Here is a 21,250-nt window from a genome sequence, read left to right as displayed (position 1 = left end):
GGACCCAGCGACGACGACCGCGACGCGCCGGGCCTCTGCCGCCGGCGCACCGGGCGCCTGTGGACCCAGCGCACCGGGCGCCCGCGGACACGCACCGTCGTCGCGGTGGCGGCCCACCGTGCCCGGTATCGTCCGGGCATGGCGAATCCGACGGGGGAACAGTTCGAGCTGATCCGGGGCGGGGCCCGTGCCGTGATCACCGAGATCGGGGCGGGGCTGCGGGCCTTCGAGATCAACGGGGTGCCGTACGTGGAGACGTTCGACGCGGCGGCCGAACCGCCGAAGGCCGCGGGCCAGGTCCTGCTGCCGTGGCCGAACCGCACACGCGGCGCACGGTGGACCCACGACGGACAGCCGCAGGAACTGGAGGTCACCGAGGCCGAACGCGGCAACGCCATCCACGGGCTCGTGCGCCACCGGGAGTGGCAGCTGCTCGAACACGGCGAGTCGTTCATCCGGCTGGAGGTCGACATCACCGACGAACCCGGCTGGCCGGTCCCGCTGCACACCGCGATCGTCTACGACCTCGCCCCCCGCGGCCTCGTGGTCACCCACGAGGTCACCAATACCGGCACGGAGGCCGTCGGGTTCGGCGTCGGTACCCACCCGTACCTGCGGATCGGCGACACCCCCACCGACGAGCTCACCCTGACGGTGCCGGCCACCCGCATGTGGCCGCACGTCGACGGCGACTGGCCGTTCGGCGAGGAGACCGACGTCGACGACACCGCGGCCGACCTGCGCTCCGGCCGGATCGTCGGCGGGCTCGACCTGGACACCGCCTTCGGCGGCCTGGTGCCGGGCGCCGACGGGCGGTACCACCACCGGTTGTCCCACCACGACACCACGGTGGAGCTGTGGGCCGGGCCGGATTTCGGGTGGGCCCAGGTGTTCACTCCGGAGCGTCTCGGCGACCGGGGGCGTGCCGTCGCCGTGGAACCCATGACCTGCCCGCCCGACGCGCTGAACTCGGGCACCGGCCTGATCACCCTGGAACCGGGTGAGTCGTGGCGGGGAAGCTGGGGCATCCGGGTCGACCGACCACTAGCGTGAGCACCATGACAACAGCGATCATCAACGGCCACGTGGTCCCTGTCGACGGCGATCCCGTCGACGGCGGCACGGTGCTGATCTCGGACGGAAAGATCACCGCGGTGGGTGCGGACGTGCCCGTCCCCGCCGACGCGGAGGTCGTGGACGCGGCCGGCGCGTGGGTGCTGCCCGGCTTCCTCGACGCGCACGCCCACCTCGGCGTCAGTGAGGAGGGCGAGGGCTGGTCCGGCGAGGACGTCAACGAGATGACCGACCCGAACGGTGCCCGGTTCCGCGCCATCGACGGTATCGACCCCTACGAGGTGGGCTTCGACGACGCGCTCGCGGGCGGGGTCACCAGCGTCGTGATCAAACCGGGCTCGGGCAACCCCATCGGTGGGCAGACGGTCGGCGTCAAGACCTGGGGCCGCACCGTGCTGGACATGCTCTTCGCCGAGTCGGTCAGCGTGAAGAGCGCGCTGGGGGAGAACCCGAAGCGCGTCTGGGGCGAGAAGGACCGGACGCCGGCCACCCGGCTCGGGGTCGCCGCCACGCTGCGCGAGGCGTTCACGAAGGCCCGCAACTACGCCGCCCAGCGCGACCACGCCCGCGCCGAGGGCAAGCCGTTCGACGTGGACCTCACCCTGGAGGCACTGACCCGGGTGCTCGACGGCGAGCTGTACTGGGACCAGCACACCCACCGCGCCGACGACATCGTGACCGCGGTGCGGCTGGCCGAGGAGTTCGGCTACCGGCTCGTGGTCAACCATGGCACCGAGGGCCACCTGCTCGCCGACTTCCTCGCCGAGCACGACGTCCCCGTGATCCTGGGCCCGTTGTTCACCACACGGTCGAAGGTGGAGGTGCGCAACCGGACCCTGCGCTCGGCCGGGGTGCTCGCCCGCGCCGGGGTGCCGATCGCGTTGACCACCGACCACCCGGTCATCCCCATCGACTTCCTCGTGTACGAGGCGGCCCTGGCGGTCAAGTACGGGCTGGACCGGGAGACCGCGCTGCGGGCGCTGACCGTCAACCCGGCGCGGATGCTCGGGCTCGACGACCGGGTCGGGGCGCTGCGGCCCGGGCTGGACGCCGACGTGGTGCTGTGGTCGGGCGACCCGCTGGACGTGATGAACCACGCCGACCGGGTGTTCGTGCGCGGTCGCGAGGTGTACCGGTTCGACGCCGACCGCGGTGAGGGCGTCGTGGCCGACCGCCGCTACCGGGAGTGACGTCGCCGCCCGTCCGCCGTCCGCCCCGCCCGGCGGGACCGGCGTAGGCGGTGTCCGCCCGGCCCGACCGGTCGTGTGCCGTGCCGGGCCGGGTGGAACGGGCCGGGGTGCGGGTCAGGACGACCGCAGGTCCCGGGCGATGAGCATCCGCTGGATCTGGTTGGTGCCCTCGAAGATCTGCGGGACCTTCGCCTCCCGGAGGTAGCGTTCCACCGGGAAGTCGCGGGTGTAGCCCGCGCCCCCGAGCACCTGCACGGCGTCCGTGGTGACCTGCATTGCGGCGTCGGTGGCCACGAGCTTGGCCACCGACGACTGCCGCCCGAACGGCATGCCGCGGTCACGGCGGCGGGCGGCGTCGAGGTAGGTGGCGCGGGCGGAGTCGACGGCGGCGGCCATGTCGGCGAGCAGGAACTCCAGCCCCTGGAAGTCGATGATCGGCTTGCCGAACTGGGTCCGGCCCTCGGCGTAGGCCACGGCCTCGTCGAGCGCCGCCTGCGCCAGCCCGACGGAGCAGGCCGCGATCCCGAGTCTGCCCGAGGCCAGGGACGACAGCGCGATCTTCAGGCCGTCGCCCTCGGCACCGATCAGCCGGTCGGCGTCCACCCGGGCCTCGTCGAACAGCATCTGCGCGGTGGTCGAGCCGGTCAGCCCCATCTTGCGCTCGGCGGGGGCCGCCGTCAGGCCGGGTGTGTCCGCGTCCACGAGCAGGCAACTCACGCCCCTGCCGCGGTCCGGGGCGTCGGGGCTGCCGGAGGTGCGCACCATCGTCGTGTAGTAGTCCGCCTGCCCGCCGTGGGTCGTCCACGCCTTCGCGCCGGTGACGACGTAGACGTCGTCCTCCCGGCGGGCGCGGGTGGCCAGGGCGGCGGCGTCCGAGCCCGCCTGCGTCTCGGACAGCGCGTACGCCCCCAGCAGGCCGCCCTCCAGCATGGCGGGCAGCCAGTGGTCGCGCTGCGCGTCCGTGCCGTGGTGGGCCAGGGCGAAGCAGGACATCGTGTGCACCGACAGGCCCACGCCCACCGACATCCACGCCGCGGCGACCTCCTCCAGCACCTGGAGGTAGACCTCGTACGGCACCGCGCCGCCACCCCAGCGCTCCGGGTACGGCAGGCCCAGCAGCCCGGCCTCGCCGAGCACCCGGAACTGCTCGCGGGGGAACCGGGCCGCCTCCTCGTACTCGGCGGCACGGGGCGCCAGTTCGTCGCGGGCGATCTCGCGGGTGAGTGCGATCAGGTCCTCGGCCTCGGTGGACGGGAGCAGGCGCGGGACGGGCATCGGTGCCTCCGGTCGGACGTCGGCGGACGGTGACGATACTGAGAATAGTACTGTGGTTCGTTTTTCAGTACTGTTGCGGCGGTCCGCGTAGGGTTCCGGTATGCGACCCAGCCGATCGCCGACCCGGCGGCAACTGGCCGTGCTCGACGAGCTGGAGGAGTTGTTCCTCACCGACGGGTTCGTCTCGTTCACCCTCGACGACCTGGCCGCGCGCCTGCGCTGTTCGAAGACGACGCTGTACGCCCTCGCGCCGAGCAAGGAACAGCTCGCGGTGAAGGTCGTCGCCCGGTTCTTCAAGGGCGCGGCCGAGCGCATCGAGCAGCGCATCGCCGGAATCACCGACGCCCGGGAGACCGTGCGCACCTACCTGGCGGGGGTAGCCGCCGAGCTGGACCGGGCCTCGCCCGTGTTCATGGCCGACGTCGCGGCCTTCGAGCCCGCCCGGGCGGTGTACGAGCTGAACTCCGAGGCCGCGGCGTCCCGGATCCGGCGGTTCATCGCCGACGGTGTCCGGCAGGGGGTGTTCCGCGAGGTGCACGCCGGGCTGATCGCGGAACTGGCCGCGGTTCTCATCGAGAGCATCCAGACGGGCGCGGTCCGCACCCGCACCGGCGTCTCCGACGCCGAGGCCTTCACCGCCCTCGGCGAGCTCCTCCTCGACGGGGTGACGCAGTGAAGGACCCCTTCGCTGCGTGTGGTGCCGTGAAGGACTCCTTCCCTGCGTCTGACGCCGTGAAGGGGTCCTTCACGGCACACCTGCCCGGTAGGATGCGTGGGCGTGCTGGTTTCCGCGGGTGAGGCGCTCGTCGATCTGGTTCCCGCGGGTGCGGGAGGTGGTGTCGGCGGAGTGGGGTCCACATCGGACCTGCTTGCGCCGCGTCTCGGCGGCGGGCCGTACAACGTCGCGCTCGCGGCGGGCCGACTCGGGGCGCCCACGGCGTTCCTGTCCCGCCTGTCGACCGACCGGTTCGGCGACGCGCTGCTCCGCAGGCTGGAGGAGTCCGGTGTGGACACCTCGCTGGTGCGGCGTGGGCCCGAACCGACGTCGCTGGCCGTGGTGACGTTGGACGACGACGCCGGAGCGGAGTACCGCTTCTACGTCGAGGGCACGGCGGACCGGCTGATCACCGACCCCGGGCCACTGCCCCCGGACACGACGGCGCTGTCGGTGGGCACCCTCGGCATGGTCCTCGACCCTGGGGCGCGGGCGTACGAGGCGGTGCTGCGGCGTGAGCACGACCGCGGCGTGCTCACCGCACTCGACCCGAACATCCGGCCCGGCCTGATCGCCGACCCGGCCGCCTACCGTGCGCGGTTCGCCGCGTGGCTGCCGTCGGTGCGGCTGCTCAAGCTCTCGATCGAGGACGCGGACTGGCTGGCGGGCGGGTCCGGGGTCGTCCGCGCGGCCGGGGTCCGTTCGGCCCTGCGGTCGTGGCTCGACGCGGGACCGGCCGCGGTGGTCCTGACCGCCGGTGCGGACGGTCTCTCGGTGATCACCGCCCGCGGTCACGAGGTGACGGTGCCCACCGTCGCGGTGGAGGTGGGCGACACGATCGGCGCAGGGGATACGGTGCAGGGTGCGATGCTGGCCTGGTTCGTACGACACGGGGTCGACGACCCCGGCGCCCTCACGGTCGGGGACTGGCGGGACGTGCTGTCCTTCGCCGCGCGTGCGGCGGCGGTCACGGTGTCCCGTCGCGGTGCGGAGCCGCCGACGGCCGCGGAGATGGTGCCCAGCGTGTGAACCTGGTCGCACAGCGTCAGGCGTGGGTAACACCACGGCTGCATGACAGGGCTCTTCTGGATTAGCGTAAAGAGGAATTCAACCCCAGCGGGACGGTGTGCGAGAGTCTGTGACCCGCACGACCTGCGGTCGCAGCCGGCCCGTGTGACCGTGAGAGGCATGTGCATGTCCGACGCGACTGCGGCGCAGACCGGGGGCGAGAAGGCGCAGCTCCGCCTGCCGGATGGCGAGCACGAGTTGAACGTCGTTCGCGCCGTGGAAGGCGCGCCCGGTGTCGAGCTGGGAAAGCTGCTCGCCCAGAGCGGCTACATCACCTACGACCCCGGATTCGTCAACACCGGCGCGACCTCGTCGTCGATCACCTATATCGACGGTGAGCAGGGCATCCTGCGTTACCGGGGCTACCCGATCGAACAGCTGGCGCGGAACTCGAACTTCATCGAGGTCTCCTACCTGCTGATCTACGGCGAGCTGCCCACGGCCGACCAGCTCGACGAGTTCAAGTCGAGGGTCAACCGGCACACGCTGCTGCACGAGGACCTGAAGCGGTTCTTCGACGGGTTCCCGCGGGACGCCCACCCGATGCCGGTGCTGTCCAGCGCGGTGTCCGCGCTGTCGACGTTCTACCAGGACTCGCTCGACCCGTTCGACCAGTCGAGCGTCGAGCTGTCCACCGTCCGGCTGCTGGCGAAGGTGCCCACGATCGCCGCCTACGCCTACAAGAAGTCCCTCGGCCAGCCGTTCCTCTACCCGGACAACTCGCTGGGCCTGGTGGAGAACTACCTGCGGATGACCTTCGGGTTGCCCGCCGAGCCGTACGAGATCGACCCGGACATCGCCAAGGCGCTGGACCTGCTGTTCATCCTGCACGCCGACCACGAGCAGAACTGCTCCACCTCGACGGTGCGGCTGGTGGGCTCGTCCGAGGCGAACCTGTTCGCCAGCATCTCGGCCGGGATCATGGCCCTGTTCGGCCCGCTGCACGGCGGCGCGAACAGTGCGGTGCTGGACATGCTCTCGGGCATCAAGGCCGACGGCGGCGACGTGGACGACTTCGTGCGGCGGGTGAAGAACCGCGAGGAGGGCGTGCGCCTGATGGGCTTCGGCCACCGGGTGTACAAGAACTACGACCCGCGCGCGAAGATCATCAAGCAGACCGCCGACGACATCCTCGCCAAGATCTCCGGTGGCGACGAGCTGCTCGACATCGCCAAGCGGCTGGAGGAGCGGGCGCTGTCGGACGACTACTTCATCGAGCGCAAGCTCTACCCGAACGTCGACTTCTACACCGGTCTGATCTACCGGGCGCTGGGCTTCCCGACGAAGTACTTCACGGTGCTGTTCGCCCTCGGCCGGCTGCCGGGTTGGATCGCGCACTGGCGCGAGATGATGACCGACCCGGCCACCAAGATCGGCCGTCCCCGCCAGATCTACACCGGCGAGAAGCAGCGCGACTACAAGCCCCTCTCGGAGCGCTGAGCGCGCCACCTTCCGATCGGGGTTGTGCCGTGAGGGGCACTTTCCCTGCACGTGACGCAGGGAAAGTGCCCCTCGCTGCGTCTCACGCAGGGAAGGTGCCCCTCACGGTCACACCCGCGCCGGGGTGGGTCAGGGGGTGAACTCCTGGGCCTTGGTCCTGGCGCCCTGGGTGAGGACGTGCCAGGCGTTCGGGTCGCCCTTGAGCAGTGCCTCCGTGGTGGATTTGATCTGTTCGAACGTGGCGTGCGGGGGGATCGGCGGCATCTCCGGGTCGCAGTGCACGTCGAGGACGACCGGGCCGTCGGCGGTCAGGGCGCGGTCCCACGCGCCGCCGAGCTCGTCCGGGTCGGTCACGGTGACGCCGTCCAGTCCGACGGCGCGGGCGAAGTCGGCGTAGGACACCGGCGGCAAACTCTGCGACTCGGTGAACTTCGGCGCCCCGCCCATCGCCCGCAGCTCCCAGGTCACCTGGTTGAGGTCGTGGTTGGTGAACACACACACCACCAGCCGCGGGTTGGACCACAGTGGACGGTAACGCGCGATCGTCAGCAGTTCCGCCATGCCGTTCATCTGCATGGCACCGTCCCCGACCAGCGCGACGGCGGGCCGGTCCGGGTGCGCGAACTTCGCCCCGACCGCGTACGGCACCCCGGCGCCCATCGTGGCCAGCGTGCCGGACAGTGACCCGCGCATCCGCCCGCGCATCTTCAGGTTCCGCGCGTACCAGTTCGTCGACGACCCCGAGTCCGCGGTGACGATCGCGTCCGTCGGGATCCGCTCGGACAGTTCGTGGACCACCCGCATCGGGTTCACCGGGTCGGCGTCGAGCATGGCCTGGTCGCGCAGCGTCTTCCACCACGATCCGACGTTGCGCTCGACGGTCTCCCGCCAGGCGCGGTCCGGCTTCGGCTCGAGCAGGGGCAGCAGTGCCCGCAGCGTGGCCTTGGCCTCCCCGACGAGGTTGACCTCCGTGGGATACCGCATGCCGATCATGCCGCCGTCGATGTCGATCTGCACCGCGCGGGCCTGCCCGAACTCCGGCAGGAACTGCGAGTACGGCAGGTTCGACCCGACGATCAGCAGGGTGTCGCAGTCCCGCATGAGCTCGTAGCTCGGTCGCGTCCCGAGCAGGCCGATCGACCCGGTCACGTACGGCAGGTCGTCCGGCAGCACGTCCTTGCCGAGCAGCGCCTTCGCGACCCCGGCCCCGGTCGTCTCCGCGACGCGGGTCAGCTCCTCGGCCGCGTTGCGGGCTCCCTGACCGGCGAGGATCGCCACCCGGTTGCCCGCGTTGAGCACCGCCGCGGCCTCCGCGAGCTCGTCCTCGGGCGGGGTGACGACCGCCCGCACGCTACCCGGCGGGGACGACGGCACGTGCTTGAAGGTGTGCGCCGGGCCGGTGTACTCCAGCTCCTGCACGTCCGCGGGGACGATCAGCGCGGTCGGGCACCGTCGGGCCAGCGCGGTGCGGACGGCCCGGTCCAGGGCGTTCGGCAGCTGCTCCGGCACGTCCACCTCGACCAGGTACTCCGCGGCCACGTCCTTGAACAGCGCGCCCAGATCCAGCTCCTGCTGGTAGCTGCCGCCCTGCGCGCTGCGGGCGGTCTGGCCGACCAACGCCACGACCGGCACGTGGTCGAGCTTGGCGTCGTAGAGCCCGTTGAGCAGATGCACCGCGCCCGGCCCGGACGTCGCCGCGCACACTCCCAGGGTCCCGCTGAACTTCGCGTATCCGACGGCCTCGAACGCCGCCATCTCCTCGTGCCGGGCCTGCACGAACCGCGGCGAGTTGTCCGCCTCGCCGAAGGCGGCGACGAGTCCGTTGATCCCGTCCCCGGGGTAGCCGAACACCTGCTGGACGTCCCACTCGCGGAGTCGTCGCAGGATGTGGTCGGCGACCGTCTCGGCCATGGTGCCTCCCTCGCGCCTCACGCCGGTCGGGAACCGGCTACCCCGGGGCCCGGGATCCAATCCGTGCCGAGGTAAGCACGATGCGGGACCGGAGGTGTGGAGTGCGTCACCGATGCGTCACGAACCGGCCGACCGTGGTGTCTGTCCGTGACAGCGACAAAACGCACACGGGGGATGTTCCTGATGCGAACGGACCAGGTCTGTACGGAGATGACGGTGATCGACTACGCTGCGCGGTGCAGTCGTGTAGGCCAGTCGAGTAGCCGGTCTCTTTCCGCGCGTCGGCGATGTGGAGGTGGTGCCGTTGCCGCACCGACGTCGCCGGACACCGGGGCCGGCACGCTGACCCCCGACTTCCCGCCACTCCCGTCGACCATCAGGTGATCATGACCCTCTCATCGGCTGTGCCGCGTCGCCCGAGGAGCACGGTCGTCGCACTGTGCGGCGCGGCGATCGTCTCCTACGTCGTCGCGACCGGGATCGTGTTGTCCACGGGCGACGGTGGCAGCGCACTCTGGCTGATTCCCGCCGTCGTGGTGCTGGCCGCCGTGGTCCTGCCCGTGGTGCTGTTCCGCGCCCGGGCACGGGAGAACCAGGCCCGACGGGACGAGTACGAACAGCTCCGGGCGCGGTACCACGCGCAGCTCGACGTGCACGACCGGTTCCTGACCTACATGGAGAAGGTCAACGAGAACGACATGCTCCCGGAACTCCCCGCGCGCCCGGACGACCCGGAGGTGCAGGAGGAGTTCGACCGGTACATGGCGATCATCGTGCGGATCCGCGAGCTGTACGCCGCGCAGCGCAGCGCGGTGCACGCCTCGGTGGTCTCGCTGACCCGGAAGATCCAGACCACCGCGCACCGGGTGCAGGAGGAGGCGGGACGCATGATCTCCCGGCACCCGAACGACCCCGACGTGCTGGAGACCAGCATGCGGGTCGATCACGCGGCGGCCCAGCAGGCACGCTACGCGCAGTCGGTGTCCACCCTGTGCGGGGAGTGGCCCGGTCAGCAGTGGCACGATCCGCTGGCGGTCTCCGACGTCGTGCGCGGCGCCGCGGGCCGCATCACCGCCTACCAGCGCGTGGAACTGTCCGGTGACCCCGGCGTGGCGGTCGCGCCGCGCGTGGTCGAGCCGTTGATCCACCTGATCGCGGAACTGCTGGGCAACGCCGCGCAGTCGTCCCCGCCCACCACCAACGTCCTGGTGACCCTGCGCCATGTGCAGCGGGGTGCCGTCATCGAGGTCGACGACTGCGGGGTCGGCATGGACGAACGCAGGTTGGAGGGGGCCCGCGAGATCGTCTCGGGCAGACGCGAGATCGACCTGTTCACCCTCGGCGAGCTCCCGCAGACCGGCTTCGCGGCCGTCGGCGCCTACGTCCGGCGCTACGGGTTCCGGGTCGACCTGGCCGACTCCGTCTACGGCGGGGTGCGCGCCACGGTGCTCGTCCCGTCCGAGCTGACCGAACCGCTGCCGCCGGACGGCGCGGTCACCGGTGGGAGCCAGCTGCCGTTGGCCCGGCGGTCCTCGACCAGCGCCACGATGCCGTCGGTGCCCGCGGTGCCCGCGGTGCCGGCCACGCCGTCCGCGGCGGAACCGTCCCCGGCGGGACCCGCGGCAACGGAACCCCCCGCGACGGACACACCGAGGGACAGGACCGCGCCGATGGCGGGATCGAAACGGGGAACCATCGACCACAGCGACCGGGACGAAGGCACCGACCACCGCACACCGCGCCGGGCGGCGGACAACGGTGGGACCTCCGACACACCGCTGCCCCGCCGTCGCTCGCGCCGCGGCGAGGCGGCCCCGGACACTCCCCGGCCCGGCGGGGAGGCACCGCGCGGGACGCAACCCACCGCCGAGCAGGCCGCGCAGTGGATGGGCGCGTTCCTCCGCACCGACCTCCCGGACCCGCGCGGCAGGTCCGACGCCGCGGGCACCGGCCCGCATCCCGACGTGTACAACCCGGAGGAGTAATGACTGCGCAAGCTGGCGACAACAGCTGGATGCTGGACGAGATCAGGAGCGTCCGCGGTGTGCGACACGCGGTGGTCCTGACCTCGGACGGGCTGCTGAAGGTGCGCACCGAGCACACGGACGGCGACATCGCCGACAAACTCGCCGCCGCGTGCGCGGGCCTGACCTCGCTGGGACGCGGCATCAGTGACGAGTTCGGCAGCGGTGGTGAACCCCGGCAGGTGATGGTCGAGTTCGAGGGCGGGTTCCTGTTCGTCCGCGAGGCGGGGGACGGTTCCCGGCTGGCCGTGGTGACCGAGTCGGTGATCGACCCCGCCCTGATCGCCCAGCAGATGCAGATGCAGGTGCTGCAGATCGGTGAACGCACGCTGAGCACGCCGACCCGGAACTCCTGATCATGTCCGCGTCCGACGAGTATCGCGACCGGCCGGTCCGGCCGTACGTCATCACGGAGGGACGGGCACACCCGACGCGCAACACGCTGCGCCCGGAGACGTTGCTGCTCGCCAACCCGGAGGCGTTCCTCCCGCTCTCGGCGAGCCGGGAGAAGCGGGCACTGGCCGAGATGTGTCACGGGGTGCTGTCGGTCGCCGAGGCGGCCGCACATCTGTCCCTGCCGGTGAGCATGGTCACCGTGCTCGCGTCGGATCTGATCGACGGGGGTCAGCTGGTGGTCCGGTCCGCTCCCACACAGCAACTGCCGGAAATCGATGTCCTGGAGAAAGTGCTCAATGGACTCCGAAAGCTCTGACCGCTATGTGAGCTCCACCGTCGAGCAGTCGGTCAAGATCCTCGTGGTGGGCGCGTTCGGCGTCGGCAAGACGACCCTGATCGGGTCGGTCAGCGAGATCATGCCGCTGCGGACCGAGGAGACGATGACCGCGGCCAGTGTCGGGGTCGACTCACTGGCCGGACTGGACAGCAAGAGCACGACCACCGTGGCGATGGACTTCGGCCGCATCACGATCAGTCCGGAGATCGTGCTGTACCTGTTCGGCACGCCCGGACAGAAGCGGTTCTGGAACCTCTGGGAGGGACTGTCCGACGGCTCGGTCGGCGCCCTGGTCATTGTGGACCCGAGGCGGCTGGAGGACAGCTTCGAGGTGTTCGACCAGCTCGAACTGCGCACCAGGATCCCGTTCGCGGTCGCGGTGAACGAGTTCCCCGACTCACCGCGGTACGAGCCGGAGCAGCTGCGGGACGCACTCGACCTGCTCCCCGAGACGCCCATCGTGTACTGCGACGCCCGCCGTCGCGAGGACTCCGCGAACGCGCTGGTCACCCTGGTGCAGCACGCGCTCGAAGTCCGCAAACAGTCGAAAGCGCTGGCATGACGACGACCCCCCGACAGAACCCGTCCCTGGCCGAGATGACGGACCTGATGCCGCTGTCGGCCACGACGAACTGCGCGGACCCCCAGTCCGCCTACAGTGAACTCCGGGCCCGGTGGGGTCAGGTGGCGCCCGTCGAGCTCGAACCGGGGATTCCCGGCTGGCTCGTGCTGGGACACCCGGAGATCTGCAACGTCGCGCGCAACGAGCGGTTGTTCTCCCGCGACCCGCACAACTGGCGGATGTACTACGAGGGCATCGTCTCCCCGGACTCCGGCCTCGGCCCGATGATGTTTCCCCGGGACAACGCCTACTTCGCCGACGGGGACAAGCACCGCAGGCTCCGCGCACCGATCGAGGACGCGCTGGAGGGGATGCCGGAACACCAGCTGGCCGCCATGGTCCGGCAGACCTGCACCGACCTGATCGGACGGTTCGTCGACCGGGGCGCCGGTGACCTCGTGGCCGACTACGCCGCCGTGATCCCGATGCTGGTCGTGGGCCGGATGTTCGGGTTCGGCATGGATCAGGCCGAACAGTTCCGGCAGGGGCTGCTCGCGCTGTTCGGCTCGGGCGAGGACTCCCAGGCGGGGAACCGGCGGGTCGAGGAGATGCTCACGGAGATCATCCACGCACGGCGGACGGAGCGCGCGGCCGACGTGACCAGCGCCTTCCTGGACAACACGAACCTGCGCGACGACTACGAGATCGAGCAGTCCATGGTGCTGATGGTCTCGGCGGGTTACGAGACCACGATGACCTGGATCGCGCAGACGTTGCGGCTGATGCTCACCGACGACCGGTTCGGCGGCAGGCTCCGCGGCGGACGCCTCGGCCTCGACGAGGCGCTGGACGAGGTGCTGTGGCGGGACCCGCCCATGACGAACATGCCCGCGCGGTACGCCCTGGCCGACTGTGACCTGGCGGGCCGCCGGATCGAGCGGGGTGACGCACTGATCCTCGGGTTCGCCGCCGCCAACGCGGACTCCCGTGTCCACAGTGGTGACCCGTGGCTGGAGGTCGGCAACCGGTCCTATCTGGCCTACAGCACGGGACCGCACACCTGCCCGGCACAGCGGACGTCGCGGATCATCACCCGCATCGCGGTCGACACCGCCCTCCACCTGCTACACGATGTAGTCGTGGCAGTACCCGCGGAAGAGATCACCCCGATCCCGTCTCCGTGGACCCGCTGCCCTGCCAGTCTGCCCGTGCGCTTCGCGCGTTCGGCAACCGTCCACAACTGACGCTGGAGGAGCGAATGACCGACGTGGTGACCGACGAGGTACCCGTCGTCCGACTCGACCCGACCGGGTCCGACCACCACGGCGAGGCCGCGCGGATGCGCGAGGCGGGCCCGGTGATCCGCGCGATCCTGCCGGGTGAGGTCACGGTGTGGGCCGTCACCCGGCACGACCTGCTGGCCGACCTGCTGACCGACTCCCGGGTGTCCAAGGACTGGCGCAACTGGTCGGCGATCCGGCGCGGGGAGATCTCCGACGACTGGCCGCTGATCGGGATGGTGAAGGTGACCAACATGGTCACCAGTGACGGCGCGACGCACCAGCGGTTGCGCAGGCCGGTGACCAAGACGTTCACCCGCGGCCGGGTGGAGCGGATGCGGCCGGACATCGAGCGGATCGTGCACGGCCTGCTCGACGACCTCCCGAACCACGCCGCCGCGGACGGCTCGGTGGACCTGCGGCAGCACTACGCCTACCCGGTCCCGATGAACGTGATCTGTGAGCTGGTGGGCGTGCCGGAGCCGTGGCGGCCGCGGCTGCGCGAGCTGGTGGACAGCATCTTCCGCACCGACACCACCCCGGAGGAGGTGGTGCGCACCCAGACCGACCGCCAGCGGATGCTCAAGGATCTGGTCGAGCTGCGCACCCGGGAATCGGGCGAGGACCTCACCAGCGCCCTGATCGCGACCCGCGAGCAGGACGCCGAGTCGTTCACCGACGAGGAGCTCACCGACACCATCTGGCTGCTGCTCACCGCCGGGCACGAGACGACGCTGAGCCTGCTGGTCAACGGCGTCCGGGCGCTGCTCACGCACCCGGAGCAGCTGGAGGCGGCCCGGGAGGGCGGCGAGCAGAAGTGGTCCGAGGTGATCGAGGAGGTGCTGCGCTGGGACGCCCCGATCGGCAACTTCATGGCGCGCTACCCCCTGGAGGACATCACCATCGCGGGCGTCACGATCCCGGAGGGTGAGGCGATCATCGCCCCGTACAGCGGGGTCGGCCGCGATCCGGAGCAGCACGGCGCCGACGCCGACCGGTTCGACAGCGAGCGCGAGCAGCAGCGCCACCTGGCGTTCGGGGGTGGCCCGCACATCTGCCTGGGCGCGCACCTGGCCCGGATGGAGGCCCAGGTCGCCCTGCCCGCGCTGTTCGAGCGCTACCCGAACCTGAAGCCGGCCGCCGACATCGACACCCTGGTCCCGGTCCCGTCCTTCTTCTCGAACTCCGCCAGCACCTTCCCCGTCCACCTGCACTGACCCCCCGGCGTGGGGGTGGCCCACCCGGACCACCCCCACACCACCCCGCGAGTCGCCACCCCATTCCCGCGAGTCGCCACCCCAGGAAGCCGAGTCGACGGTTCAGGACGCCGAGTCGTCCGTTGCGGCCGCACACCCCCGAGCCGCCGCACCTTCCCGGGACGCGGTGCGTCGCTGCGGACGCGGCAGCACGAGCGGACTCCCGGTGAGCGGATCTTCGATCACCGTGCACGGCAGCGAAAACACCGACTCCACCGTCCCGGCGGTCACCACCTCCGACGGCGTTCCCTCGGCGACGACACCGCCGTCGCGCATCGCGACGAGGTGGTGGGCGTAGCGCGCGGCCAGGCCGAGGTCGTGCAGCACCAGCACCACGGTGCGCCCGGAGGCGGCGTTGAGCCCGGTCAGCAGCTCCAGCACGTCGATCTGGTGCGCGAGGTCGAGGTGCGCGGTCGGCTCGTCGAGCAGCATCACCTCCGGTTCCTGGGCCAGTGCGAGCGCGATCCACACTCGCTGCCGTTGCCCGCCGGAGAGTTCATCCACCGGACGGTCGGCGAGCTCCGCGACGCCGGTGGCGGCCAGTGCGGAGTCGATCGCCGCGGCGTCGGCGTCGGTGAACTGCCGGAACCACCGTTGGTGTGGATGCCGTCCCCGGCCGACGAGGTCGGCGACGGTGATCCCGTCCGGCGCGATCGGCTGTTGCGGCAGCAGGCCGAGGCGGCGCGCGACGGTCTTCGTCGGCAGCCGGGCGAGGTCGTGGCCGTCGAGCAGGACGCTCCCGCTCCGCGGTGCGAGAAGCCGGGCGAGACCACGCAGCAGGGTGGACTTGCCGCACCCGTTCGCGCCGACGATCACCGTGATCCTGCCGGGCGGCAGGGTCGTCGACACGGAGTCGACGACCGGGCCGGCCCCGTAGTCCAGGCTGAGGGCCTCGGCGGTCAGCGCGGTCGCGGGAGTGGGGGAGTGGTTCATCCGGTGTGTCCGATCCGGTTCGCGCGGGCGAGCAGGTACAGCAGGACCGGCGCGCCGAGGACACCGGTCACCACCCCGACGGGGAGTTCCGTCGGGGCGAACAGCAGGCGCCCCACCAGGTCCGAGGCGACCACGAGCAGGGCGCCGACGGCCGCGGACGGCCCGGTCAGGGCCCCACGCCCGGGCAGCAGCCGCCGGGCGATCTGTGGGGCGACGAGCGCGACGAAGGCGATCGGCCCGGCCGCCGCCGTGGCCGACGCGGCGAGCAGCACCGCCAGGACGACCAGGGCGACCCGGCTGCGCCCCGCCCGACCGGACAACACGGTGGCGAGGTCGTCACCGAGTTCGAGCAGTCGGAGCTTGCGGGCCAGCACCATCAGCACGGGCACCGCCGACGCCAGGGCTAGTCCGATCGTCGTGACGTGCGTGCCGTCGCGGTTGGCGAGACTCCCGCTCAGCCAGGCCGCGGCGCTGAGCAGGCGGCGGTAGTCGGCCTGGGTGAGCAGGTAGGAGACGGCCGAGCTGAGCATCGCCGCCGTCCCGATGCCGACGAGCACGAGCCGGTACCCGGTCAGCCCCCGCTTGACGGAGATCGCGAAGATCGCCACCGCGGTGAGCAGCGCCCCGGTCAGCGCGCCGAACACGGTGGCCGCCCCGGTGCCGCCGAGGACGGTCAGCACCACCAGGGCGCCGACCGCGGCGCCGGTGTTCACGCCGATCACGTCCGGGCTCACGAGCGGATTCGACGCGATCCGCTGCAGGATCGCGCCGGAGAGCGCGAAGGCCGCGCCGACCCCGAGTCCGGTGACCGCGCGGGGCAGGCGGTTGCCGACGACGACGTCGTACTCGACGAGCGAGCCGCCGCCCCCCAGAATCCGCAGGACGTCGGTGGCGGCGACGTCGAACCGGCCCAGGGTCAACGACAGCGTGGCGAGGGTGACGGCGGCCGACCACGTGAGCACCGTCAGCACGGTGGAACGCCGGTCGAACCGGAACACGACCGCGTCCCCACGGGTGCGCAGCAGGACGCCCGATCCGGCGGCGGTCACAGTTGCGCCACCTTCCGAGTGCGCACCAGGTGGAGAAAGAACGGTGCGCCCACCAATCCCAGGACGATGCCGACCTGGAGTTGCTCGGGCCGGACCAGTACGCGACCGAGCACGTCCGCCAGCAGCAGAACGGTCGGCGCCAGCAGCACACACCACGGCAGGATCCACCGGTAGTCCGGCCCGGCCAGCGCGCGGGCGAGGTGCGGCACCGCGAGCCCCACGAACACGATCGGCCCCGCGACCGCCGTCGCCGCGCCGGCCAGCAGCAGCACCGCCACCGCCGCCAGGATCCGGGTGGTGACCAGCCGCGTCCCCAGGCTGCGGGCCAGGTCGTCGCCGAGGGCCACCGTGTTGAGCCGGCGGCTGACGGTCAGCGCCGCACCGAGCCCCAGAATCACGAACGGGGCGACCGTGCCCAGCTCGCCGGTACTCGCGCGGGTGAGCGAACCGACGGCCCAGAACCGGTACTCCTCCAGCGTGGCCGCGTCGAGCAGGGTGACGGCGGTGGTCAGCGAGCCGATCATCGCGGTGAACGCGGCCCCGGCCAGGGCGAGCTTGACCGGCGTCGCACCACCCCGGCCGAGCGACCCCAACGTGTGGACGAACACCGCCGACACCGCGGCCCCGGCGAAGGCGAACCACAGGTGGCCACCCACCGACGTCAGTCCGATCCCCGCCATGGCGAGCACCACGGCGAACGACGCGCCCGCGTTGACGCCCAGGATGCCCGGGCCCGCCAGCGGGTTGCGGGTCAGCCCCTGCATCACCGCGCCCGCCACGCCCAGGCCGACCCCGGCGAGCAGGCCGGTGACCGTCCTCGGCAGCCGCACGTACCGCACGATCCGGTCGACGTCGTTGTCCGCGGGCGAAAGCAGCGCGGGCAGGATGTCGGCCGGGGACACCGGATAGCTTCCGACCGCGAACGACAACACGCAGGCGCCGAACAGGACGGCCCCGGCCACGAACAGGCCGCCGGTCCTGCCGGGCCCACCGGTCAGCAGACCGTCCCGTCGGGCGCGCGCGGCACCGGGCCGCGCGGCGGGTGCCGTGGTCACCGTGGTCGTCACCGCCCGGACCGGACCCGATCGGGATGCAGGTAGGAGGCGACCACCTCGATGCTGTGCGCGGCACGGATCCCCGCCGACCGGTCGGCGAACAGGAACGGGTGCACCGCGTCCCCGGCGACCGCCGTGACGCCCGCGAGGGCGGGACGTTCCTTGATGGCCCGGACCTCGCTCTCCGCGTCCTGCCTGGTCAACTCGGCGTCGCAGCAGAGGTCGGTGAGGATGACGTCGGGGTCGCGGGCCACGAGCTCCTCGACACCCACGTCGAGGTTGCGCTTGCCGGTCAGGTCGCCGAAGACGTTGGTTCCGCCCGCGCGTTCGATGATGCGCGAGCCGAAGTCGATCCCGCCCGCGACCCGGAAGCCACCGTCGTCGCCGGGGGAGACGATCGCCACCGACGGCCGCGGCGCCCCGGCGACCGCGTCCTCGACCGCGGCGATGCGCCGTTCGAGGTCACCGATCACCCGCTCCGCGTTCTCCTCGACGTCGAACAGCGCGCCGAGGTCGCGCAGGTCCCGGTAGACGGTGTCGACGCGGACCGAACCGGGGTCGATCGACCGGTCGGTGCGGCCGTCCTCGCTCGGACACAGCGGGCTCAGGATCCAGCTCTGCACCCCGAGTTCCCGCAGGCTCCCCCGGGTGCCGACCGAGCTGTCCGCACCGCCCCGGGCGAAGAAGCCGTTGAACCCGGAGAGCACGAAGTCGGGGTCGGCCTGCAGCAGCTCCTCCCGGCCGGGCAGGCTGGGCCGGTAGTCGGTGCCCGCCTGCTGATCGGCGTACTCCGGCAACACCCGCGCGTCCAGGAAGGCGGTGCCGACCAGCCGGTCGCTGATCCCGAGCGCATGCGCCATCTCGATCGCGGGTTGGTACGCCGCGTACACGCGCTCCGGCGGTCCGTCGACGGCGACGTCGAGACCGCAGTTGGTGCGGGAGACCGTGCCCGGGCCGGACGCCGTCGTCTCCGGTGCGGGTGGGGCGCACCCCACCAGCGCGAGGAGGAGCACAGCGCCGGAGGCGAACAGGGTGCGGGTACGCGATGCGGTGCGAGTCATCCAGACCGCCCTTCCAGGTCCTCGTGGAACGGGTCACTCGGGTGCCGTGGCCGGTCTCCTGGCTGACGGGTGCTGCCGCGCTGTGCCTGCCTTCCCGGGGCTTCGCCCCAGTGGCCCGCCCGTCGGGCGGACGGCACAACACTTCCCGATCACAGTGGCGAGGGCCGCGCCGGTGTCCCACCGGCTTCCCGTGCACCACGGCGCGACCGACGCTAGCAGGTCCGGTCCACCGGGTGTGGGCGTCGTGCGGACCGGCACGCCCGTAGCGGTGTGGTCGGCGGGGGTGCTGCCACGGTTTGCCCTGGTGGGAGGCGCGTTGCGGCGCTGGGATGTCCGGGGCCGATTCCGGCGAAGGCCCGGTGTAAGCGGTGTGTGCTCGGTACACTGCGCTCGGCGTCCGGTGGCACCGAACTGCGGAAGGGGTGGTGTGCGATGCCGACCTACGAGGACCCGGAGCTGACGAAGGACTCCTCCGGCCCGATCTCCGAGGGCGCCGGGGCGATCTTCGGGGCGATGGGTGGCGGCCAGGTCGCCGAGATGGCGTCGGAGGCGAAGAAGATGGTCTCCTCCGCCGAGTCGGGCGGCTTCATGGTCAGCGAAGACGCGGGCCAACCGATCCGCGACACGCTGGCGAGGATGCAGGAGCGCGTGCGGACGACGATTCTCGAGTTCGAGAACCTGTCGCGTACGGAGCCGCCCCTAGGGGAGCACAGCTACGGTCGCGAAGTTGCTCGGCGTCAACGGGAAGTCTTGGCTGACGAAATCGGTTCGCCGTTAATGATGTTGCGAGAACTGACAGGCGTGATCGAGGACGCTGACCGCGCCTTGGACATTGCTATGGCCAAGTACCGCGAGGTCGAGTCATCGACATCGAATTCGTTCGATCTGGGGCAGTCCTGACATGAAAAGACAGACACGCCGAGCGGTAATCGGGTCTGCATGTGTGGCGACGTTGTTCCTCTCCGGTTGTTCTGGAACGACTGCGGGGGCTCCGGTTCCGGAAGAGGATCCGTCAACGTCTGTGGCCTCGACCAGCGCGAACGAACCCGGCCGTGCAAGTATCCATGACATCGCCCCTTGTTCGTTGCTCGACATGTCGACGCTCGATCGCTTCCACGAGTTTCGTGAGGGAGTGCCGAAGCTGACAATCGATGATGAACCCTACTGCACCTGGGCCGGAATCCGCGAGGAGGCAAGTGGCGGAAACGTTCCCACGGTCATGGTCGTAATATACCCTGACTCGGGTATCGGCGAAATGCCCGACAAGGGCGGTGGACTACGGGAAGGCGAGACGAAGAACGGTCGCCGTGTAGTGCAGACCATGACAGAATCCGGTTGTACCGTTGGTTTGGCGGTGGGGGATGGTTCGCGGGTCGAAGTTGCGGCTGGATTCCTCGGCGAGGAAAGTTCCTGCGACCTCGCCGACGAGCTTGTTGAGATAATCGATCCGAAACTTCCCGAGGGGTGACGTGCGATGACGAACCGGGGACGAACTCCGGAACCGAAGGGTCCGGACGAGTTCGTGGAGATGTCTCCGGCCGCGATGCGCCAGTATCTGGAGAGTGGGCAACAACTCCCAGAGCTGTCCGAGTCGCAAAAAATGCAGCTCCCGCCGGGATTGGGGGAAGCCTACACGTACGCCTACGACAGTGGTGACCCGGGATTTCTCGGGAAAGCCCTGGAACTCGCGTCGGATGTGGCGGAATCTCACGAACTGAAAGAGCGGCGTCGTGCGGAACTGGCGTCCTGGGATTACGAGTATCACCAGGGGGTCGCCCCGTCGGACAACAACTACCGCGCGATCGACCATCAGCTGCTCAAGAGCTGGGTGGCGCCCATCGAGGGTGCGGGTATCACGACGTACTCCGACGGGTACCACAACCTGTCCAAGGTGCTGGAGGAGATCGCTACCGAGCTGCGGGAGAGCATCGGCAAGTCGAAACAGGGTTGGCAGGGCGCCGCGGCGGACAGGGCACACGGGTACTTCACGGGCCTGAGCGAGTGGGCCGAGGGGAATTCGCAAAACGCGAGAAAGGCCTCCGAGGTCGTGTACCGGGAGTCCGAGGCGGCGACCGCGGCGAAGAACAGCATGCCCGAGCCGGTCCCGTTCGACATGCGGCAGGAGGCGGCGCAGTGGTTGAGCGATCCGCTCTCGTTCGATGACAGGATCGCCGAGACGATCGAGAAGCCTCAGCGGAGTCAGGACGCGCATGACGAGGCCGCGCGGGTGATGACGCAGTACGACGCGGACCTCAACGAGGCGGGGAACAAGCAGCCGGTCTTTGCCAAGCCGCCGACGTTCTCCGGCTCCGACAGCGGTGCAGGTGATACCGGCAGTGGTGTGCGGAACATCTCCGGTACGGGCACGCAGACCAGTGCGTCCGGCTTCGCCGGGGGAGCACCGGGCGGCGGTGTCCCCGCGTCCGCCGGAGGCACGGGTGGAAACTACTCCCCCGGAGGGCCGTTGCCGGGCGGAGCGAACACCGGTACGACGCCGACACCCGGTGGGACGGCACCCGCCGGCTGGGGGCCGGGCACTGCGGGGCCGGGAACGCCCGGTCGTGGTGGCGGGCAGGCGGGCACCGGTGTGGGACCGATGCCGGTCGGAGGTCCGGTCGGCGCCG

General features: G+C 70.9%; 20 protein-coding genes and 1 riboswitch. Of the genes, 14 read left to right on the top strand and 6 right to left on the bottom strand.

All coding sequences use genetic code 11. The annotated features are described in order from the left end of the window. The first annotated feature begins 138 nt into the window (after positions 1–138). Positions 139–1,053 carry an aldose 1-epimerase family protein gene (locus SACPADRAFT_RS0217710; RefSeq protein WP_028662548.1) on the top strand — a complete coding sequence of 305 codons (915 nt, stop codon included), beginning with the start codon at positions 139–141 and terminating at the stop codon, positions 1,051–1,053. 5 nt (positions 1,054–1,058) lie between these two features. Beyond that, on the top strand, positions 1,059–2,264 hold the full coding sequence (locus SACPADRAFT_RS0217705; RefSeq protein ID WP_007024011.1) for an amidohydrolase: 1,206 nt from the start codon (positions 1,059–1,061) through the stop codon (positions 2,262–2,264). Positions 2,265–2,378: 114 nt separating this feature from the next. Here SACPADRAFT_RS0217705 and SACPADRAFT_RS0217700 read toward each other — a convergent pair whose 3' ends face one another. After that, positions 2,379–3,539 carry an acyl-CoA dehydrogenase family protein gene (locus tag SACPADRAFT_RS0217700; protein WP_007024012.1) on the bottom strand — a complete coding sequence of 387 codons (1,161 nt, stop codon included), beginning with the start codon at positions 3,537–3,539 and terminating at the stop codon, positions 2,379–2,381. A 100-nt stretch (positions 3,540–3,639) separates the two neighbouring features. Between SACPADRAFT_RS0217700 and SACPADRAFT_RS0217695 the strand changes: the two genes are divergently transcribed. The 3 genes from SACPADRAFT_RS0217695 to SACPADRAFT_RS0217685 all read left to right on the top strand — a co-directional run bounded on the left by SACPADRAFT_RS0217695 (position 3,640) and on the right by SACPADRAFT_RS0217685 (position 6,762). Next, entirely contained in the window at positions 3,640–4,215 is a 576-nt protein-coding gene (locus SACPADRAFT_RS0217695; protein WP_007024013.1) for a TetR/AcrR family transcriptional regulator, read from the top strand. Positions 4,216–4,317: 102 nt separating this feature from the next. Next, on the top strand, positions 4,318–5,283 hold the full coding sequence (locus SACPADRAFT_RS0217690; protein ID WP_007024014.1) for a carbohydrate kinase family protein: 966 nt from the start codon (positions 4,318–4,320) through the stop codon (positions 5,281–5,283). Positions 5,284–5,448: 165 nt separating this feature from the next. Further along, on the top strand, positions 5,449–6,762 hold the full coding sequence (locus tag SACPADRAFT_RS0217685) for a citrate synthase (RefSeq protein ID WP_007024015.1): 1,314 nt from the start codon (positions 5,449–5,451) through the stop codon (positions 6,760–6,762). A 129-nt stretch (positions 6,763–6,891) separates the two neighbouring features. Here the strand turns inward: SACPADRAFT_RS0217685 and SACPADRAFT_RS0217680 are convergent, their stop codons facing one another. Continuing rightward, complete coding sequence (locus tag SACPADRAFT_RS0217680) at positions 6,892–8,673, bottom strand: thiamine pyrophosphate-requiring protein (RefSeq protein WP_007024016.1); 1,782 nt, start codon at positions 8,671–8,673, stop codon at positions 6,892–6,894. A 386-nt stretch (positions 8,674–9,059) separates the two neighbouring features. On the opposite strand from SACPADRAFT_RS0217680, the gene SACPADRAFT_RS0217675 reads away from it, so the two are divergent. Genes SACPADRAFT_RS0217675 through SACPADRAFT_RS0217650 form a run of 6 tightly spaced genes read left to right on the top strand, consistent with a single transcriptional unit; the run spans position 9,060 to position 14,489 of the window. Then, the gene (locus SACPADRAFT_RS0217675) at positions 9,060–10,658 is read left to right on the top strand and encodes an ATP-binding protein (RefSeq protein WP_007024017.1); all 1,599 of its coding nucleotides are present in this window, start codon (positions 9,060–9,062) and stop codon (positions 10,656–10,658) included. Next, a complete protein-coding gene (locus tag SACPADRAFT_RS0217670; RefSeq protein ID WP_007024018.1) occupies positions 10,658–11,053 on the top strand; it encodes a roadblock/LC7 domain-containing protein in 396 nt (131 codons plus the stop codon). The genes SACPADRAFT_RS0217675 and SACPADRAFT_RS0217670 overlap by 1 nt, the downstream gene beginning before the upstream one ends. Positions 11,054–11,055: 2 nt before the next feature. Further along, the gene (locus SACPADRAFT_RS0217665; protein ID WP_007024019.1) at positions 11,056–11,409 is read left to right on the top strand and encodes a DUF742 domain-containing protein; all 354 of its coding nucleotides are present in this window, start codon (positions 11,056–11,058) and stop codon (positions 11,407–11,409) included. After that, positions 11,390–11,992, top strand: a complete 603-nt coding sequence (locus SACPADRAFT_RS0217660) for a GTP-binding protein (protein WP_007024020.1) — start codon at positions 11,390–11,392, stop codon at positions 11,990–11,992. The genes SACPADRAFT_RS0217665 and SACPADRAFT_RS0217660 overlap by 20 nt, the downstream gene beginning before the upstream one ends. Next, a complete protein-coding gene (locus tag SACPADRAFT_RS0217655) occupies positions 11,989–13,236 on the top strand; it encodes a cytochrome P450 (protein WP_007024021.1) in 1,248 nt (415 codons plus the stop codon). Before SACPADRAFT_RS0217660 ends, SACPADRAFT_RS0217655 begins: the two co-directional genes overlap by 4 nt. A gap of 14 nt (positions 13,237–13,250) precedes the next feature. Then, a complete protein-coding gene (locus SACPADRAFT_RS0217650) occupies positions 13,251–14,489 on the top strand; it encodes a cytochrome P450 family protein (RefSeq protein ID WP_007024022.1) in 1,239 nt (412 codons plus the stop codon). A gap of 102 nt (positions 14,490–14,591) precedes the next feature. On the opposite strand, the gene SACPADRAFT_RS28465 is transcribed toward SACPADRAFT_RS0217650, so the two are convergent. From SACPADRAFT_RS28465 to SACPADRAFT_RS0217630, 4 genes are read right to left on the bottom strand one after another with little or no spacing between them, the layout of a single operon-like run. After that, entirely contained in the window at positions 14,592–15,461 is an 870-nt protein-coding gene (locus tag SACPADRAFT_RS28465; RefSeq protein WP_007024023.1) for an ABC transporter ATP-binding protein, read from the bottom strand. Continuing rightward, positions 15,458–16,510 carry a FecCD family ABC transporter permease gene (locus tag SACPADRAFT_RS0217640; protein ID WP_007024024.1) on the bottom strand — a complete coding sequence of 351 codons (1,053 nt, stop codon included), beginning with the start codon at positions 16,508–16,510 and terminating at the stop codon, positions 15,458–15,460. The genes SACPADRAFT_RS28465 and SACPADRAFT_RS0217640 overlap by 4 nt, the downstream gene beginning before the upstream one ends. Beyond that, entirely contained in the window at positions 16,507–17,577 is a 1,071-nt protein-coding gene (locus tag SACPADRAFT_RS0217635) for a FecCD family ABC transporter permease (RefSeq protein ID WP_007024025.1), read from the bottom strand. The genes SACPADRAFT_RS0217640 and SACPADRAFT_RS0217635 overlap by 4 nt, the downstream gene beginning before the upstream one ends. After that, positions 17,574–18,626 carry an ABC transporter substrate-binding protein gene (locus SACPADRAFT_RS0217630; protein ID WP_007024026.1) on the bottom strand — a complete coding sequence of 351 codons (1,053 nt, stop codon included), beginning with the start codon at positions 18,624–18,626 and terminating at the stop codon, positions 17,574–17,576. The genes SACPADRAFT_RS0217635 and SACPADRAFT_RS0217630 overlap by 4 nt, the downstream gene beginning before the upstream one ends. Positions 18,627–18,657: 31 nt before the next feature. Further along, positions 18,658–18,841: riboswitch (cobalamin riboswitch) on the bottom strand. 217 nt (positions 18,842–19,058) lie between these two features. Between SACPADRAFT_RS0217630 and SACPADRAFT_RS0217625 the strand changes: the two genes are divergently transcribed. The 3 genes from SACPADRAFT_RS0217625 to SACPADRAFT_RS28460 form a co-directional block, all read left to right on the top strand. Continuing rightward, the gene (locus SACPADRAFT_RS0217625) at positions 19,059–19,526 is read left to right on the top strand and encodes a hypothetical protein (protein ID WP_007024027.1); all 468 of its coding nucleotides are present in this window, start codon (positions 19,059–19,061) and stop codon (positions 19,524–19,526) included. Between the two features lies 1 nt (position 19,527). Then, positions 19,528–20,094, top strand: a complete 567-nt coding sequence (locus SACPADRAFT_RS30760) for a DUF3558 family protein (protein ID WP_084258480.1) — start codon at positions 19,528–19,530, stop codon at positions 20,092–20,094. 6 nt (positions 20,095–20,100) lie between these two features. Then, on the top strand, positions 20,101–21,250 hold a 1,150-nt coding region (locus tag SACPADRAFT_RS28460; RefSeq protein WP_084258478.1), incomplete at its 3' end, for a PPE domain-containing protein.

It is taken from the genome of Saccharomonospora iraqiensis subsp. paurometabolica YIM 90007, from assembly GCF_000231035.2.
GTDB lineage: Bacteria > Actinomycetota > Actinomycetes > Mycobacteriales > Pseudonocardiaceae > Saccharomonospora > Saccharomonospora paurometabolica.
This window is presented reverse-complemented; position numbering and strand designations above follow the sequence as displayed.